The following is a 15,963-nucleotide window of genomic DNA, read 5'->3' as shown; positions in this document are numbered from 1 at the left end:
CCCGGTCAGTCCTCCGGCGTGATCGCCTCGAGCCCGCCCAGGTAGGGGCGCAGCGCGTCGGGCACCACGACCGAGCCGTCGGCCTGCTGGTGGTTCTCGAGGATCGCGACGAGCCAGCGGGTGGTCGCGAGCGTGCCGTTGAGGGTCGCCACCGGCGTGGTGGGGCCGCCCGGCTCGGGCCGGTAGCGGATGCCGAGGCGGCGGGCCTGGAACGTCGTCGTGTTCGACGTGCTGGTCAGCTCCCGGTAGCAGCCCTGGGTGGGGATCCACGCCTCGGTGTCGAACTTCTGCGCGGCGGACGAGCCCAGGTCGCCGGCGGCGGTGTTGATCACCCGGTAGGGCACCTCGATCTTCGCGAGCATCTCCTCTTCCCAGGCGAGCAGCCGCTGGTGCTCGGCCGCCGCGTCCTCGGGAGTGGTGTACACGTACATCTCGAGCTTGTCGAACTGGTGCACGCGCAGGATGCCGCGGGTGTCGCGTCCGCTCGCGCCGGCCTCGCGCCGGTAGCACGTCGACCAGCCGGCGAACCGCTGCGGGCCCTTCGACAGGTCGATGATCTCGCCGGCGTGGTAGCCGGCCAGGGCGACCTCGCTGGTGCCCACGAGGTACTGGTCGTCGGCGGGCAGATAGTAGATCTCGTCGGCGTGCGAGTCGAGGAACCCGGTGCCGCGCATGATCTCCGGGTTGACGAGCGTCGGGGTGATCATCGGCGTGAAGCCGTTGGCGACGGCCTGGTCCAGGGCCATCGTCAGCAGCGCCAGCTGCAGGCGGGCGCCCCAGCCGGTCAGGTAGTAGAAGCGGGTGCCTGACACCTTCGCACCGCGCTCGAGGTCGAACAGGTGCAGCCGCTCGCCGAGCGCGACATGATCCTGCGGCTCGAAGTCGAAGGTCGTGCGCTCGCCGACCTCGCGCAGCACCTCGTAGTCGTCCTCGCCGCCCTCGGGCACGCCCGCAAGCACGAGATTGGGGATGCCGCGCAGCGCGGCCTGGAACGTCTCGTCCGCATCGCGCGCTGCCGCCTCGGCCTGCTTCACCCGCTCGGCGAGCTCGCGCACCTGTGAGACGAGCGCCGCCTTCTCGTCCTTCGCCGCCTTCGCGACCCGGCGCCCGAACGCCTTCTGCTCGGCGCGCAGCGTCTCGAAGGCGGTGAGGGCCTCACGTCGGGCGGTGTCGGCCTCGAGCGCCCGGTCCACGGCCGACTCGTCGGCCTGGCGGGCGCGCTGGCTGGCGCGGAGGCGTTCGGGATGGGCTCGCAGCAGTTCGACATCGATCACGCCCTCCAGCCTAGCCGCCCCGGTGACGGGGGAGCGGCCGGGCCGGGGCCTCGCCGGGAGCCCGGCTGCCCTCGGCCCCTCCGATACAGTGGACGCATGATCCGCGTCCGCCGCCATCGCCCCCGCGCCGCGGTCGTGTTCAACCCGGCGAAGATCGACCGGTCGCGGCTCAACCGGGTCGTCGAGCGGGAGGCGGAGCGGGCCGGATGGGGATCGACGATCTGGCTCGAGACCGACCCGGACGACGCCGGGCTCGCGGCCGCGCGGCGTGCGCTCGACGAGGGCGCGCGGATGCTCGTCGTCGCCGGCGGGGACGGCACGGTGCGCGCGGTGGCCGAGGCAGCCGCCGACTCCGGCGTGCCGATCGCGCTCGTCCCCGTGGGCACGGGCAACGTGCTCGCCCGCAATCTGCACCTGCCGCTCAGCGGCGTCGAGACGGCGGTGCGCATCGCCTTCACCGGTCGGTCGCGGCCGATCGACGTGGGTCAGGCGCGTATCCGCCGGGCCGACGGCGCCGACGAGACGCGCGTGTTCATGGTGATGGCGGGCCTCGGGCTCGACGCGGCGATCATGGTGAGCACGAACAGCCGGTTCAAGCGCCTGTTCGGCTGGGTCGCCTATGTCACCGGGGCGCTGCGCGCGGTCAACCGGTTCCAGCGGTTCCGGGCGGCGATCACCGTCGACGGCGAGGCGGGCGCGCGCACCCGCTCGCACACCGTGATGGTGTGCAACTGCGGCCAGCTGCCGGGCGGCCTGCTGCTCGTGCCCGACGCCCGGGTCGACGACGGCGGGCTCGACATGCTCGCGATCTCGCCGCGGCGGGCGATCGACTGGCTCGGCCTGTGGCACCGCATCATGGTCGAACACCGGCTGAGCCGGTCGCGGGCGGGGCAGCGGCTCGTCGAGCTCGGCGGCACCCGCCGGCTGGCCACGCTGTCGCACGCGACCGGGGCGAGTGTCGACGTGCGCGTCGAACGGCCCGTGGCCTGCGAGCTCGACGGGGACGTCTTCGGCGAGGCCGTCGCGTTGCGCACCCGCGTGCTCCCCGGCGCGCTCCTCGTTCGCATGCCCCAAGAGGCATGAGTCACGGATAGTCGGGGGCGTCCGGCAGGCTGAACGCGGCCTCGAGCGTGTGCACGTCATGCTCGTGCATCCACGTGGCCAGGTCGACGCCCACATACCGGTAGTGCCAGGTCTCCTCCATGAAGCCCGTGACATGCTCCTGGCCGGCCTCGTAGCGCTGCACGAACCCGAACCGCCAGGCGTTGCCGGCCAGCCACTCGCCCAGCGGGCTCGAGCCGAACTGGTTGCACACGCTGCAGGACGCGTCCGGCTGCTGCAGGTCGCACGACAGACCCGTCTGGTGCTCGCTGTGGCCCGGGCGGGAGGAATAGGTGTCGGCGGCCGCCTGACCGTCCCGCCGCGCGTAGGCGGCGTACAGGCTCTGCTGCCGCTCGTACGAGCGGTACCCGCTCACGATCGTGATGCCCTGACCCGACTCGTCGCGTGCGGTCTGGTCCATGCGATGCAGGGCCTCGGCGGCCTCGGCGCGCATCTGGTCGCCGCCGGGGTTCGACGTGACGTCGACGGTCACCAGATCGCCGGGCGCCCAGTCCACCGGCTGCAGCGGCCGGACCTTGTTCACCACGACCCAGATCGACGCCGGGTCGTCGATCGACCGGGTGTTCAGGTCGATCGCCCCGGGCGAGGGCGTCGGGGCGTCATCGTCCTCGGGCGCGGCCGGGGTCATCAGCCCGGGGGCCGGGGTCGCCGACGGCGTCGCCGCCTCGTCGCGGGCGTCGGTGATCATCACGGTCGAGGTCGGCACGATGACCGCGGCCAGCAGGGCGACGGCCGCGGTCGCGGTGAGCACCGCGCGCGCCGGCTCGCGCAGCCGCTGGCGCGGCGAGCGACGGGACGGACGCCACAGCAGCCGCCCGACGATCGGCGGGCGTGGCGCGGACGTCTGGCGCAGCCGGGCGCGAGCGGGGCGCCGGCGCCCGGGACGCCTCCTCGGCCACCTCACCGCAGCAGGGCCTCCACCCACCGCCGGGCCGCCTCGTGGTCGGCGTTGCCCTGCCCTGGCTGCACCGACGCGGCCCGCCCGTTCGCCCGGGGGTACGAGCCGAGGAACACGACCCGCGGGCTGAACCGGTACACGCCGCGCAGCGCCTCGGCGACCCGGGCGTCGCACACGTGCCCCTCGAGATCGATCGAGAACCGGTAGCGGCCCAGCTCGTCGCCGATCGGCCGCGACTCGATGCGGGTCATGTTGATGCCGCGGGTGCTGAACTGCTCCAGCAGCCGCAGCAGCGCGCCCGCCTCGTCCACGGGCAGCTCGACGATCAGGCTCGTCTTGTCGGCGCCGGTCGGCTCCGGCACCCCGTGATCGGGGCCGAGCAGCACGAAGCGGGTGACGGCGTTCGCGTTGTCGCCGATGCCTCGGGCGAGCACCTCGAGCCCGTAGTGGTCGAGCACCCGCTCCCCGGCGATCGCCGCGTCGATCGTCTCGTCGTGCAGCGCGCTCGCGGCGGCTGCGGCGTTGGACGGCGCGGGCACGAACTGGTGGCCGGGCACGTGCTCGGCGAGCCAGCCGCGGCACTGCGGGTACGACATCGGGTGGGTGGCGATGCGGCGCACATCGGCGAGCCGGACGCCCGGGCGGGCGAGCAGGTGGAAGGTGATCGGCACCGTGCGCTCCCCGCGGATGCGCACCCCGGTCATCGTCGCCAGCGCGTCGAGCGTGGCCGTGACCCCGCCCTCCACGGAGTTCTCGATCGGGATCACCGCGCGGTCCGAGCGGCCCTGCGCCACGTCGTCGATCGCCTGCACGATCGAGGCGACCGGGCGCCATTCGCCGGCGTGATCCGGGTCGAAGCCGCGCAGCGCGTCCTCGGTGAAGGTGCCGGCCGGCCCCAGGTAGCTGTAGACCATGCTCGTCTCCGCTGCGCCCATCGAACCCTCGTCTCGCCGATCCCCGCTGGCCATCTCGCCAGACCGCCCATTCTAGGCCGGTAGACTCCGAGGCGTGTCCTCCCCAGTCTCCCGCCGCATCCGCTCCCGTCGTGGCGCCCCGTCCGCCCGCAGAGACCGCGCCGTCGCCGGTCGCCGGGCGGCCCGCCAGCTCGTCGCGGCCGTGACGGCGCTCGCGGCCGCCGCGGGGCTCGCCGGCTGCACCACGCCCACCGCGCCGCAGACGGAGGACGGCACGCTCGCGGTGCGCGTCGCCGCCGGTCTCGAGCTGCCCCAGGCCGTGCTCGACCGCTTCCATGACGAGACGGGGGTGACCGTCACGGTCGACGACAGCGCGACCGCCGACGAGCTCTCGCAGCAGGTCCATGACGCCGACACCGATCTCGTCATCGGCGTGAACACCGCCTCCGGCGCCGACCTCTCCGGCGGCGCGGGCCTCGTCTCGTACGTCTCACCCCGGGCGGGGGACGGCGCGGGCGACTTCGCCCTCGACGGTGGCGACCGCCTCACCGCGCTCTCGTACGACGTGGTGTGCGTGGCCGCGGACGACGCGGCGCTCGCCGCCCGGGGCGAGACGGCCCCCACATCGCTCACGGAGGCGCTCGACCGCTCCGCCGAGCTTGTCGCGCCGGATCCCGCCGCCGCCGACGCCGGGCGGGCCCTGCTCGCGATGGCTGACCACGCTGCGGCCGACCAGACCGCGCTCGACGCCGCGCTCGACCGGCTCGACCAGGCCGTCCTGACCGACACGGCCGAGGAGGCGACCGCCCGCTGGGCCGCCGCCGACGCCGCGACGCCGCTCGTCGCCGCCAGCGCGCCGGCCCTGCTCGCCGACAGCGGGCTCGCCCCGGTCGTCGCCGGCACGACCAGCCTCGTCACCGGCAGCTGCGTCGAGGTGGTCGACTACGCCGGCATCGTCGCCCGGTCGCCGCACGTCAACGAGGCCCGCAAGCTCATCGACCTGCTGCTCGCCGACGACGTGCAGGGCGAGCTCGCCACCGCCTGGCACCGGCTGCCCGTGCAGCGGGCGGCGACGGTGCCGGAGACCAGCGCGCCGATCCTCGACGACTACGCCCGCCTCGACTCGAGCGCCGACCTCGGCGTCCTCGCAGCGCGCATGCCCACCCTCGTCGACGCCTGGCGCGCGCGGGACTGACCTGGTCCGGACGCGTCTCGGGGACGTGCGTCGGCGGCCTGGTCGCTCCGCGGCGCCGCGAGGCGGACGTGACCGAGGCGTCCTCGGTGGCTTCTGTGCGTGCGCTGTCAGCGCCACCTCCCCCGCGCGCCGATGCGCACGACCCGGCTAGGGTCTGAGACGTGCTTGACTGGGTGCCGGATGTGAATCTCGTCGACGGGACGCTCGTGTCGATGCTGCGCGTCATCGCGCTCGGCGGGCCCGTGGCTCTGCTCGTGGCGATGGTGCTGCCCGACTGGCGCTCCCGGGCCGCGTGGCGCCGGGTGCTCGTCGTGCTCGGCGCCGGTGTGGCGTCCGGCGCGCTCGGGCTGCTGGTCGCGTGGCTCGTGTCGGACGTCCTCGACGTGTTCGGCGTGAGCATCGGCTGGGTGGCCATGCGCCGGGTGGCGCTCGCCCTGGGCGAGATCGGCCTGCTCGTCGTCGCCGCGATCGTCACCCGGCGCTGGCGCCGCTGGCTGGCGATCGTGCTCGCCGCTGTCGCGCTGCTGTTCGGCGCAGTGCAGGTCAACGGGGCGTTCGGCCAGTACCCGACGCTGCGGCTCGCCCTCGGGCTGCCGCGCTACCAGACGATCGACGCGAGTCTGCTGCGTGGCGCCGATGAGTCCCTCGACGTCTGGCTGGCGCAGGATCACGGAACGACGCCCGGGCAGGGCGTGGTCGCATCCGTCGACATCCCGGCCACGGTCTCCGGGTTCCCCGCCCGCACCGCCGACGTCTACCTGCCCCCGGCCGCGCTCGGCGACACCGTTCCGGCGCTGCCGGTGATCGTCGCACTGGCAGGGCAGCCCGGCTCGCCGGACGACATGTTCGTCGCCGGCGGGCTCGCGGCGACCCTCGACGCATACGCCGCCGCGCACGACGGCGTGGCGCCCATCGTCGTGGTACCCGACCAGCTCGGCGACCCCTACGCGAACCCCATGTGCGTCGACACCGCGCAGTACGGGGCGTCCAAGACCTACCTGACACAGGACGTGCCGGCTTGGATCCTGGCGAACCTGCCCGTCAGCGCCGACCGCACGCAGTGGGCGCTCGGCGGCTTCTCGCAAGGGGCGACCTGCACGATGCAGCTCGGGCCACAGCAGGACGACCGCTACGCGTCACTGTTCGCGATCTCCAGCGAGCTGGAGCCCACGAACGGCACGGAGCAGCAGATGATCGACCAGTGGTTCGGCGGCGACCGCGAGGCGTACGAGCGCGAGACGCCGCTGCGCACCCTCGCCGACGACGCGCCGTCCGGCCAGTACGTCGTGCTCGCGGCGGGGAGCACGGACGCCGAGGCGCTGCGGAACATCGACGCGTTCACCCCGGTGGCCGAGCAGTCCGGGCGCACCGTCGACCGGCTGATCTCCGACGGCACCGGCCACGACTGGTACACCGTGCGCCGGGTGCTGCCGGTGATCGTCGACCGGCTCGGCGTGCGCCTCGGTCTCGACGACCAGGCCACGGCCATCACGCAGTGGAACGGTGTGGAGGAGGGGCGATGAGCGACGAGACGGCGCGGCTCGCGGAGCCGGGACACGGCGGTGCTCGCCGCGGCGGTCCAGCACGCGACGAGGCGACCGTTGGGCACGTGCGGCGCGTCGACGAGCCGCGCGGACGGGCGGGTGACGGTGACCCGTCCCGTCCCTCGCTGCCGGCCCGGCTGGGGGGCGACGCCAGGCGCTGGCTGCGCGGACACCCGCTCACCGTCGCCATCGTCGCCCTGATCCTGCTCGCCAACGTCGTGCTGCGCGTCGTCGACGCCCTCGCCGGGCTGGACCTCGTCGCGCGGCTGGCGACCCTCCGGATCGACGCGCTCGGCCCGCTGTGGCCGCTGCGGGTGCCGGCGACGCTCGTCGTCGACCAGCGCGTGGTCGCGGTGGTCGTGCACGCCCTCGCCGCCCTCGTCGTGCTCGGGGTCACTGAGACCGTGCTCGGCTGGCGACGGGCACTGGTCGCCCTGCTCGTCACCGGCACGGTCGGCGTCGGCGTCGGCGTCGGTGTCGTGAGCCTCGGGATGCACCTGAACGAGCTGTGGGCGCTCGGCGCCGCCGACGAGCTCGCCGCCCCCGTCGCCGTGCCCCTCGCCGGGGCGCTGTTCGCCGCCTCCGGGCTCATGGGCGTGTTCTGGCGGCACCGCGTGCGCGCGATCGGCTACGCCGCGGCGGTGGCCCTGCTGCTGTTCGACGCGGCGCCCGTGGACCTGTACGTGCTGCTCGCCGCGGTGACCGGGCACGCGCTCGGCGCGATCTGGGGCCGGCGCCGCGGCGTCCCGCTGGTGACCCCGCGCAGCTCGCATCGCGAGGCGCGCGTGCTGCTCGCCTCGCTCGTGGCGATCCTCGCGGTCGGCCCGGTGCTCACGGTGTTCTCGCCGGTGAGCCTCGGGCCCCTGACCCCGCTCGGACTGCTGCTGACCGACACGACGGCGAATCCGGCCCGGCTGCAGCGCTGCCTGGACGCCGCGCAGCAGTCGAGTGTGGCCGCCGGCTGCCTCCACCAGTTCACGCTCGGCCGGGTCGGCAGCGTCGGCGGGGTCGCCGTCACCGTGCTGCCGACGCTGCTGATGCTGGTCGCGGCATACGGCATCCTGCGTGGACGCCGCGCCGCCGCCTGGCTCGCGATCGCCGTGAACGCAGGGCTGTCGGCGCTCTCCATGTGGTACTTCCTGATCGGCCCGTATCTCGTCGGCGATCTGGACCTGCCGCGCCACCATCGGGCCGCCGAGCTGACCCTCACGCTCGCCGCGTCGGCCCTCGCGCCGCTCGTCGTCGCCGGCCTGCTCGTTGCGGGCCGCCGCCACCTGCAGCTGCTCGCCTCGCGTCGCCGCGTGCGCGCGGTCACGGTGACGTTCCTTGGGACGCTGCTGGGTGCGTCCGCGCTGTATGTCGCCGTAGGCACATGGCATCCCTCGGGGTTCAGCCCCGAGCCCACGCCGCTCGCCGTGCTCGCCGACCTGCCCGAGCGGCTCGTCCCCGCGGGGTTCCTCGGCCTCACCGCCCCCGGGTTCCTGCCGGTCGACCCGCTGGCCGGCGTGGTCTACCACTGGATCGGGCCGGTGGTCTGGGCCGTCGCGATCGGCTGCGCTATCGCGCTGCTGCAGGTCGTGCCGCCGCGATCGGAACGGGCGGCCCGGGGACGGGCCGACCGGTTGTTGAGCCTGGGCGGCGAGTCGTTGTCGTTCATGGCGACCTGGCCGGGGAACACCTGGTGGTTCTCGGCCTCGGGGTGCAGCGCCATCGCGTACCGGGTGTCACACGGCATCGCCCTGACGCTCGGCGAGCCCTTCGGCGACCCGGCCGAGGCCGACCGGGCCACGCTCGAGTTCGTCCGGTTCTGCGATGATCGGGCGCTCACCCCGGTCTTCTACAGTGTCCACGACCGCTGTCGCGACCTGCTCGTCGCCCGCGGCTGGCGCTCGCAGCCGGTCGGGCTTGAGTCGGTCATCGACCCCCGCGCCTGGGCGACGCGCGGGAAGAAGTGGCAGGACGTGCGCACCGCGATCAATCGGGCCGCCCGCGAGGGGATCACCGACCGGCTGACGACCTTCCCGGACTGCTCGCTGGCCGTGCAGCTGCAGATCGAGGCGATCAGCGAGGAGTGGGTGGGCGACAAGGCCCTGCCCGAGATGGGGTTCACACTCGGCGGCGTCGATCAGCTGCGCGACCGGCGGGTGCGACTGCTGCTCGCCGAGGACGCGGACGGACAGGTCGTCGCCGCGACGAGCTGGCTGCCCACCTGCCGAGACGGCCGGGTCGTCGGCTGGACGCTCGACTTCATGCGCCGACATCCGGAGAGTCCGAACGGGATCATGGAGTTCCTCATCGCGCGCATGGCCGAGCGGCTGCGCGACGAGGGCGAGGCCGAGTTCATGAGCCTGTCGGCTGCGCCTCTGGCCGGGCTCGATCCGGACGACCCGGCCCCGCTGACCCGGCTGCTCACCGTCCTCTCCACCGTCCTCGAGCCGCTGTACGGCTTCCACTCGCTGTTCCTGTTCAAGCGGAAGTTCCAGCCGACCGAACGCGAGATCCACGTCGTCTACCCGGACGCGTCCGTGCTGACGGCCGCCGGGCTCGCGGTCGCACATGCGTACGTGCCTGACATGCGCCTCGACCAGCTGGTCAATACGATCCGGCGCGTGGAGGTGCCGAGCCGGTAGCGTGGGGCCTCCACAGGACGACTCCTCGTGAGCCGCACGGGGGAGCGTCGTCCTCGACGGAGAGGAGGAGGCCATGGGCTTTCTCGGATTCCTGCTGCTTGGCCTCGTCGCCGGGGCCATCGCCAAGGCCATCCTGCCCGGAGAACAGGGCGGGGGATGGATCGCGACCCTGATCCTCGGGGTCGTCGGCGCTGTCGTCGGAGGCTGGATCGGCAGCCTGCTGTTCGGTGTTGGCGTCGACCACTTCTTCTCGCTCGGCTCCTGGGCGCTCGCGATCGGCGGGTCGGTCATCGTGCTGCTGGTGTGGGGAGCCATCACCAAGAGCCGGTCGTGAGCCGGAGGCCGGGCGAGCGGTCAGAGTCATCCGGTGGTGTCGCCGGAGGACGCCGATCGCGACCGCGCTGACCCGTCGGCCGCATGAGACGACGGAGGGCCCCGTCCATGACGGACGGGGCCCTCCGTGACCGATCAGCCGCGACGGTCAGTCGCGAGCCGATCAGCCGATCAGAACGAGCCGTCGATGTCGGTGACGACAACGACCTTCTCGTTGACGAACTCCTTGATGCCCAAGTCGATGAGCTCGTGGCCGTAGCCCGAGTTCTTCACCCCGCCGAAGGGGATGTCGGCCTTCACGCCGGTGGGCTGGTTGATGTACACCATGCCGGTGTCGAGCCGGCGGGCGACCTGCTGCGCATGGTTGACGTCGCGGCTGAACACCGAGCCGCCCAGGCCGAACGGCGAGTCGTTGGCGATGCGGATCGCGTCCTCCTCGTCCTTCGCCCGGTACAGCTGGGTGACGGGGCCGAAGAACTCGGTGTGGAAGGCGGCGGAGTCCTCGCTGATGTCGGTGAGGATCGTCGGCTGGAAGAACGCGCCCTGACCCGGCACCGCGGTGGCGAGGGTCTCGGCCTTTGCGCCGTCGGCGACGGCCTGCTCAACCTGTGCCTTCAGGTCGTCGGCGGCCTTCTGCGACGACAGCGGGGCCAGCGTGCTCCTCGGATCCATCGGATCGCCGGCGACGAGCTTCGCGACACCCTCGCGGTACCGGGCCACGAACCGGTCGTAGACGGAGTCGACGACGATCAGGCGCTTCGACGAGACGCACACCTGCCCGCCGTTCCAGTGCCGGCCGAAGACGGCCCAGTCGGCGGCCTTCTCCACGTCGGCGTCATCGAGCACGATGAACGCGTCGGCGCCGCCGAGCTCGAGCGTGCTCTTCTTCAGGTGCTTCGCGGCCAGCGAGGCGATGATCGAGCCGGCGGCCTCGGAACCGGTGAGGGCCACGCCGCGCACGCGCGGGTCGGCGATCACGCGCTCGGTCTGGGAGTGCGGCAGGAACAGGTTCGTCAGCAGGCCCTTGGGCGCGCCGGCCCGATCGAACAGGTCGACCATCGCCAGCGCCGACTGGGGCACGTTCGAGGCGTGCTTGAGCACGATCACGTTGCCGGCGGTCACCTGCGGGGCGGTGATGCGGATCACCTGGTAGTACGGGAAGTTCCACGGCTCGACGGCGAAGATCACGCCGAGCGGGTCGTTGACGAGCTGCACGTCGGTGTCGCCGAACCCCTGGGCCGGCAGGAAGCGCGGCTTGAGCGTCTCGGCGCCGAAGCGTACGTAGTAGTCGAGCATCTGGGCGCACAGCTCGACCTCGCCCTCGGCCTCGGCGATGAGCTTGCCCATCTCGAGGGTGAGGATCTCGGCGTACTCGCGCTTGTTCTCACGCAGGATGCGGGCGGCGTTGGCGAGGATCCCCGCGCGGTGCTCGAAACTCGTCTCGCGCCAGGCGAGGAACGTCTCGTGCGCCTGCGCGAGTGCGGTCTCGATCTCCGACTCGGTCGCGTCGGGGAATGTCCTGACGACCTCGCCGGTGAACGGGTTGGTGGTTGCGTATGCCATGTCCTCTTCTTTCTCGATGCGGCGCGCTGGGCGCCGGGGCATCAGCGATCACCGGGACGTGACCCGGTGGACGCTGCGGACGCACGGCGCGGTCCTCGGTTCGCTGCGGCGTCGGGGGATGCCGTCGCGTGGCGGTGACGTGCCGAGGACTGCTCGCCGACGGATGTCGGATACCACATCATAGGGCGCGCCGCCCGCCTCGGGCCAGAGGGGAGGCCAGGGTCACGGCGCCGGCCCGGCCGCTGCCGGGGGCGGCCACGGCTAGACTGCGGGTCGTGAACGACAGCATCACCTCAGCCCGGCCCGATCCATTCGACCGGCCTGCCTCTTCCGGCCAGCTCGGCCAGCCCGGCCAGCCTGACCGGCCCACCCCGGCCGCCCACCCCGATCAGCGGCACGGCGAGTTCAAGATCCCCGGTGGCAAGCTCGTCGTGGTGGATCTCACCGACGCGGACGGCGTCATCCGCGACTTCCGCCTCTCCGGCGACTTCTTCCTCGAGCCCGACACGACCCTCGACGCGATCAACGGCGCGGTCGAGGGCCTGCCCACCGACGCGTCCGCGGACGCGATCGGCCGGCGCATCGAGGCCGCCCTGCCCGTCGACGCGCACCTCGTCGGCGTGACCGTCCCGGGTATCGCGACGGCCATCCGGCGGGCACTCACCCGGGCGACGACCTGGCGGGATCATCCCTGGCGGCTCGTGCGCACCGAGCCGCTGCCGCCGCGCGTGCACCTCGCCCTCGACCAGGTGCTCACCGAGGCGGTCGCCCGGGGCGAGACCCCGCCGACGCTGCGCATCTGGAACTGGACCGAGCCCGCGGTCGTCATCGGGTCGTTCCAGTCGGTGCGCAACGAGGTCGACCTCGAGGCCGCGGCCCGGTTCGACATCCCCGTGGTGCGGCGCATCTCCGGCGGCGGCGCGATGTTCATGGAGGGCGGTAATGTCGTCACCTACTCGCTGTACCTGCCCGACAGCCTCGTCGCCGGCCTGAGCTTCGAGGAGTCGTACGCGTTCCTGGACGCGTGGACGGTCGCGGCCCTGCGCGAGCTCGGCATCGACGCCTGGTACAAGCCGCTCAACGACATCACCTCGGCGGGCGGCAAGATCGGCGGGGCGGCGCAGAAGCGCATCCGCGGCGGCGTGCTGCACCACGTGACGATGAGCTACGACATCGACGCCGACCGCATGGTCCAGGTGCTGCGCATCGGCCGTGAGAAGATCAGCGACAAGGGCATCGCCTCGGCGAGGAAGCGGGTCGACCCGCTCAAAGCGCAGACCGGCCTGAGCCGTGAGCAGATCATCGAGCACATGTGCGAGGTGTTCGAGCGCGAGCACGGCCTGACGCAGGGCGCGCTCGAGCCCGCGCTGCTCGACCGGGCCCGCGCGCTCGCCGACACGAAGTTCGCCGGCGACGACTGGCTGTACCGGGTGCCGTAGGCCTGCGGTGCCGCAGGCCGGAGACGGCGGCCCCGCGGTTCTGCGCGGCGGATGCGGGGCCTGTGCGGCGGTCTTGAACGCTCCGGCGGATGCGGCCCGCGGTGCCGGGACCGCTCCGGACCGCTCCGAGCCGCGGGCCCCTGCCCCCGCTCCGATCAGTCCGCCAGCAGCACGAGCTCGTCGAGCGGCAGCCGCTCGCGCGGGGCGGTCTCCCGCTCGCGCGTGCCCGCGTCGAGCTGCGCGGGGTCGCCGGGCACGCCGATGACCGTCACGGTCACCGCGTGCAGGCCGGCGAGCTCTCCGGCGCCGAGGCCGAACTCCGAGTCGAGCGCGTCCGGGTCGATGCCCGAGATCTGGTGGCTCGCGACGTCCGACGCCTGCAGCTGCAGCACCAGGCTCTGCACGGCGAGCCCCAGGTCGTACAGCGCCAGCGGGGCCTTCCGGCCATCGGCCTCGATCACCGCGACGTTCAGCACGAGCGCGGCGGCATCCCGTGCCCACCCCTGGTTGAAGGGGATCAGGTGCGCGAGGATCCGATCGAACACGTGCCCGCCCCGGCGGCCGACGATGAACCGCCACGGCTGCGAGTTGTACGCGGACGGGGCGAGCCGGGCCGCCTCGAGGCCGGCGGCGAGCGTCGCATCCGACACCGTCGCGTCCGAGAACGCGCGCGGACTCCACCTTCCGGCGATCAGGTCGATCACCGGCTCGCTCGTCGGCACCCGCCGCGCTCCCGCGTCCACCGTCTGCTGCTCGCTCATGCCCGCTCCTCGCTCCCGTCCCGCCAGTCCTTGCCCACATCGACCCAGCCGGCCGCGCCGCTCAGCACCTCCAGATCCGGCAGGGTGAGCCCGATCGCGCTGTTCGCGCTGCCACACGCCGGCCACACCACGTCGAAGCGGCGCAGTGACTCGTCGAGCCACACGGTCGCGCTCGCGGGGTTCGCGAACGGGCACACGCCGCCGATGCGGTGACCGGTGAGCGGCTCGACGTCGTCCGGGGGCAGCATGTGCGGCTTGAAGCCGAATCGGCGTTTGACCGCACCGCTGGCCAGCCGCGCGTCGCCGGCCAGGACGACCAGCAGGGCCCGGGGCGGCTCGCCCTCGGCGACCGATTCGTCGGCGATGGCGATCGTCTTCGCGATGCGGGCGGGCTCGGTGCCGATCGCGTGGGCGGCCTCGGAGACCGTCGCGCTCGACTCGTCGAAGACCCGGATGTCGCTGTCGCGGTGCGCCTGGCGCAGCTCGGCGCGCACGGCCTCGAGAGACATGTGGATGCTCCTCGCTCGGTGGGAAGGATGTCCTCCGGCCGCTCGCACCGCGGATCGTCCGGGGGTAACCCCCCTGATCCCTGGGCGGTCGCCCTCCGGCCGCTCGCACCGCGGGTCGTCCGGAACTGCTCCAGTCTAGGTCGCGCGACTCGGCCGACGCGCCGGATGACACTCCATGACGATGCGACGCCGCCGAGCCCCGCGAAGCCGAACCTGCGGATCCGCGGGCCCCGGACGTGTCGGCCTCGCATCCGTGCCACCCGGCCGTAGAGTGGGCGCGGCACGCGGCACGCGTGCGCGGCGATCGAGAGGGCGACTGGTCATGAGCCGACGACGCGACGAGCTGCTGGCCAGCGGCGGCGCCGCCGCATTGACCGAGAGCCGCGGCATCGTGCTGCCCATCGTCGTCGTGGCCACCACGATCCTGCTCGCCCTGCTCGCCTGGGTGGGCTGGGGCCCGCTGCCGGTGCAGTCGGCGCAGCTGACCGCCGGGGCCGCGGACGCGTCCGCCGATGCGACCGGGGATGCCGACCCGGCCGGTGCCGCCACGGACGCCGCCGGTGGCGCCGGGGACCTGGCCGCGACGGCCGTGGCCGCCACCGCTGACACCGCGACGGCTGACACCACGGCCGAGACGGACGCCGCGCTCGCCTGGCCCTCGACGGGCGCCTCCGCCTTCACCCTGCGCACCGTCGGCGACGTGCCCGACGCGGAGCGGGTGGAGCGCACCGTGACCCACGGCGACCAGCAGGCCTGCTCGATCGCGAGCGTGACGAAGCTCGTGACGGTGCTGCGCGTGCTCGACCGCCTGCCGCTCGCGGCGGGCGAGGAGGGGCCGACGATCACGCTCACGCAGGCGGACGCCGACCTCGAGCAGAGCTACATCGCCCAGAACGGGTCGACGATGCCGGTGACGGTCGGGCAGACGCTCACCGAGCGCCAGCTGCTCGAGCTCATCCTGCTGCGCTCGAGCAACAACCACACGGTCACGTTCGTCAACTGGGGGTTCGGCAGCGTCGACGAGTACCTCGCGAGCACCCCGGCCTGGCTCGCGGAGCACGGCCTCGACGGCATGACGATCGCCGACCCCACCGGCATCGACGAGAACAACCGGGCCACCCCGCAGCAGATCGTGCACCTCGGCGAGCTCGCCCTCGCGAACCCGGCCGTGCGCGAGATCGCCGCCCTGCAGATGGCGGACGTGCCGGGCATCGGGCAGATCACCAACCACAACACGCTCGTCGGCCACGACGGTGTGGACGGGCTGAAGACCGGCAGCCTCGCCACCGTGTTCAACCTCGCCTGGTCGGCGCACTTCGACGTCGACGGGGTCGCCTTCGAGCTCGTGGGCGCCTCGCTCGGCAGCACCAACGGGCACAGCACGCTGCAGCCCGAGGTGGGGCGGCTGATCGCGTCGATCAAGGCCGCGATCAGCGGTGCGGACGTCACGGTCGCGGGGGCGAGCGCGGGCACGCTCACCACGGAGTGGGGCGCGACGAGCGAGGTGCGCGCCGCGGCCACGGTGCACGTGCTCACCTGGCGGGGCACCCCGGTGACCACCGCCTTCGTCGGCGGGTCGGTCGACGCTGATGCCGACGCCGGCGCGCAGGTCGGCACCGCGAGTGTCCTCGTCGCCGGGCAGCAGGTCGGCACCGCGCCGCTGCTGCTCGCCGAGGCCATCCCCGACCCCGGTCTCGCCTGGCGGGCGACGCACGTCGATCAGCTCGTCGCGCCGACCTGGGCGCTCGTCACCGGCCGCACCGGCGCCTGAGCCGCCCCGG

13 protein-coding genes are annotated in these 15,963 nt (G+C 73.3%); 7 read left to right on the top strand and 6 right to left on the bottom strand.

Translation table 11 applies throughout. The features are described from left to right. Nucleotides 1-5 precede the first annotated feature (5 nt). Nucleotides 6-1,274, bottom strand: a complete 1,269-nt coding sequence (gene serS, locus F8O02_RS01040; RefSeq protein WP_158035327.1) for a serine--tRNA ligase — start codon at nucleotides 1,272-1,274, stop codon at nucleotides 6-8. A 96-nt stretch (nucleotides 1,275-1,370) separates the two neighbouring features. Here serS and F8O02_RS01035 point away from each other — a divergent pair, with 96 nt between their 5' ends. Next, complete coding sequence (locus tag F8O02_RS01035; protein WP_179416246.1) at nucleotides 1,371-2,357, top strand: diacylglycerol/lipid kinase family protein; 987 nt, start codon at nucleotides 1,371-1,373, stop codon at nucleotides 2,355-2,357. Between the two features lies 1 nt (nucleotide 2,358). Here the strand turns inward: F8O02_RS01035 and F8O02_RS01030 are convergent, their stop codons facing one another. Beyond that, nucleotides 2,359-3,300 (bottom strand): M15 family metallopeptidase, encoded by a 942-nt coding sequence (locus F8O02_RS01030; RefSeq protein WP_158035325.1) that lies wholly within the window; start codon nucleotides 3,298-3,300, stop codon nucleotides 2,359-2,361. Further along, entirely contained in the window at nucleotides 3,297-4,229 is a 933-nt protein-coding gene (gene pheA, locus F8O02_RS01025; protein WP_158035324.1) for a prephenate dehydratase, read from the bottom strand. Before pheA ends, F8O02_RS01030 begins: the two co-directional genes overlap by 4 nt. Before the next feature lie 73 nt (nucleotides 4,230-4,302). On the opposite strand from pheA, the gene F8O02_RS01020 reads away from it, so the two are divergent. The 4 genes from F8O02_RS01020 to F8O02_RS01005 all read left to right on the top strand — a co-directional run bounded on the left by F8O02_RS01020 (nucleotide 4,303) and on the right by F8O02_RS01005 (nucleotide 9,911). Next, nucleotides 4,303-5,403: an extracellular solute-binding protein gene (locus F8O02_RS01020; protein WP_158035323.1), complete on the top strand. Its 1,101-nt coding sequence runs from the start codon at nucleotides 4,303-4,305 to the stop codon at nucleotides 5,401-5,403. A 161-nt stretch (nucleotides 5,404-5,564) separates the two neighbouring features. Next, nucleotides 5,565-6,926: an alpha/beta hydrolase gene (locus F8O02_RS01015; protein WP_158035322.1), complete on the top strand. Its 1,362-nt coding sequence runs from the start codon at nucleotides 5,565-5,567 to the stop codon at nucleotides 6,924-6,926. Next, nucleotides 6,923-9,577, top strand: coding sequence for a bifunctional lysylphosphatidylglycerol flippase/synthetase MprF (locus tag F8O02_RS01010; RefSeq protein ID WP_158035321.1), 2,655 nt, complete (start codon nucleotides 6,923-6,925; stop codon nucleotides 9,575-9,577). The genes F8O02_RS01015 and F8O02_RS01010 overlap by 4 nt, the downstream gene beginning before the upstream one ends. A 73-nt stretch (nucleotides 9,578-9,650) precedes the next feature. Continuing rightward, nucleotides 9,651-9,911 (top strand): GlsB/YeaQ/YmgE family stress response membrane protein, encoded by a 261-nt coding sequence (locus F8O02_RS01005; protein WP_158035320.1) that lies wholly within the window; start codon nucleotides 9,651-9,653, stop codon nucleotides 9,909-9,911. A gap of 170 nt (nucleotides 9,912-10,081) precedes the next feature. Here F8O02_RS01005 and F8O02_RS01000 read toward each other — a convergent pair whose 3' ends face one another. Further along, a complete protein-coding gene (locus tag F8O02_RS01000) occupies nucleotides 10,082-11,473 on the bottom strand; it encodes an NAD-dependent succinate-semialdehyde dehydrogenase (protein ID WP_158035319.1) in 1,392 nt (463 codons plus the stop codon). Between the two features lie 410 nt (nucleotides 11,474-11,883). Here F8O02_RS01000 and F8O02_RS00995 point away from each other — a divergent pair, with 410 nt between their 5' ends. After that, nucleotides 11,884-12,912 (top strand): lipoate--protein ligase family protein, encoded by a 1,029-nt coding sequence (locus tag F8O02_RS00995; protein ID WP_225734069.1) that lies wholly within the window; start codon nucleotides 11,884-11,886, stop codon nucleotides 12,910-12,912. A gap of 155 nt (nucleotides 12,913-13,067) precedes the next feature. On the opposite strand, the gene F8O02_RS00990 is transcribed toward F8O02_RS00995, so the two are convergent. Next, nucleotides 13,068-13,673, bottom strand: a complete 606-nt coding sequence (locus F8O02_RS00990) for a nitroreductase family protein (protein ID WP_158035318.1) — start codon at nucleotides 13,671-13,673, stop codon at nucleotides 13,068-13,070. Further along, a complete protein-coding gene (locus F8O02_RS00985) occupies nucleotides 13,670-14,182 on the bottom strand; it encodes a YbaK/EbsC family protein (RefSeq protein WP_158035317.1) in 513 nt (170 codons plus the stop codon). Before F8O02_RS00985 ends, F8O02_RS00990 begins: the two co-directional genes overlap by 4 nt. A gap of 322 nt (nucleotides 14,183-14,504) precedes the next feature. On the opposite strand from F8O02_RS00985, the gene F8O02_RS00980 reads away from it, so the two are divergent. After that, nucleotides 14,505-15,953 (top strand): D-alanyl-D-alanine carboxypeptidase family protein, encoded by a 1,449-nt coding sequence (locus tag F8O02_RS00980; protein WP_158035316.1) that lies wholly within the window; start codon nucleotides 14,505-14,507, stop codon nucleotides 15,951-15,953. Nucleotides 15,954-15,963: the final 10 nt, after the last annotated feature.

The sequence above is a fragment of the Pseudoclavibacter caeni genome (assembly GCF_008831125.1).
Taxonomy (GTDB): Bacteria; Actinomycetota; Actinomycetes; order Actinomycetales; family Microbacteriaceae; genus Pseudoclavibacter_A; species Pseudoclavibacter_A caeni.
Note: the sequence above shows the minus strand (reverse complement) of the source record. Positions and strands in the feature narration are given on the sequence as shown.

Bases quoted from the DNA above. Each gene is read 5' to 3' on its own strand.
- F8O02_RS01035 (WP_179416246.1), top strand. From the start codon at position 1,371: ATGATCCGCGTCCGCCGCCATCGCCCCCGCGCCGCGGTCGTGTTCAAC.
- pheA (WP_158035324.1), bottom strand. From the start codon at position 4,229: ATGGGCGCAGCGGAGACGAGCATGGTCTACAGCTACCTGGGGCCGGCC.
- F8O02_RS01010 (WP_158035321.1), top strand. From the start codon at position 6,923: ATGAGCGACGAGACGGCGCGGCTCGCGGAGCCGGGACACGGCGGTGCT.
- F8O02_RS01005 (WP_158035320.1), top strand. From the start codon at position 9,651: ATGGGCTTTCTCGGATTCCTGCTGCTTGGCCTCGTCGCCGGGGCCATC.
- F8O02_RS01000 (WP_158035319.1), bottom strand. From the start codon at position 11,473: ATGGCATACGCAACCACCAACCCGTTCACCGGCGAGGTCGTCAGGACA.
- F8O02_RS00990 (WP_158035318.1), bottom strand. From the start codon at position 13,673: ATGAGCGAGCAGCAGACGGTGGACGCGGGAGCGCGGCGGGTGCCGACG.
- F8O02_RS00985 (WP_158035317.1), bottom strand. From the start codon at position 14,182: ATGTCTCTCGAGGCCGTGCGCGCCGAGCTGCGCCAGGCGCACCGCGAC.
- F8O02_RS00980 (WP_158035316.1), top strand. From the start codon at position 14,505: ATGAGCCGACGACGCGACGAGCTGCTGGCCAGCGGCGGCGCCGCCGCA.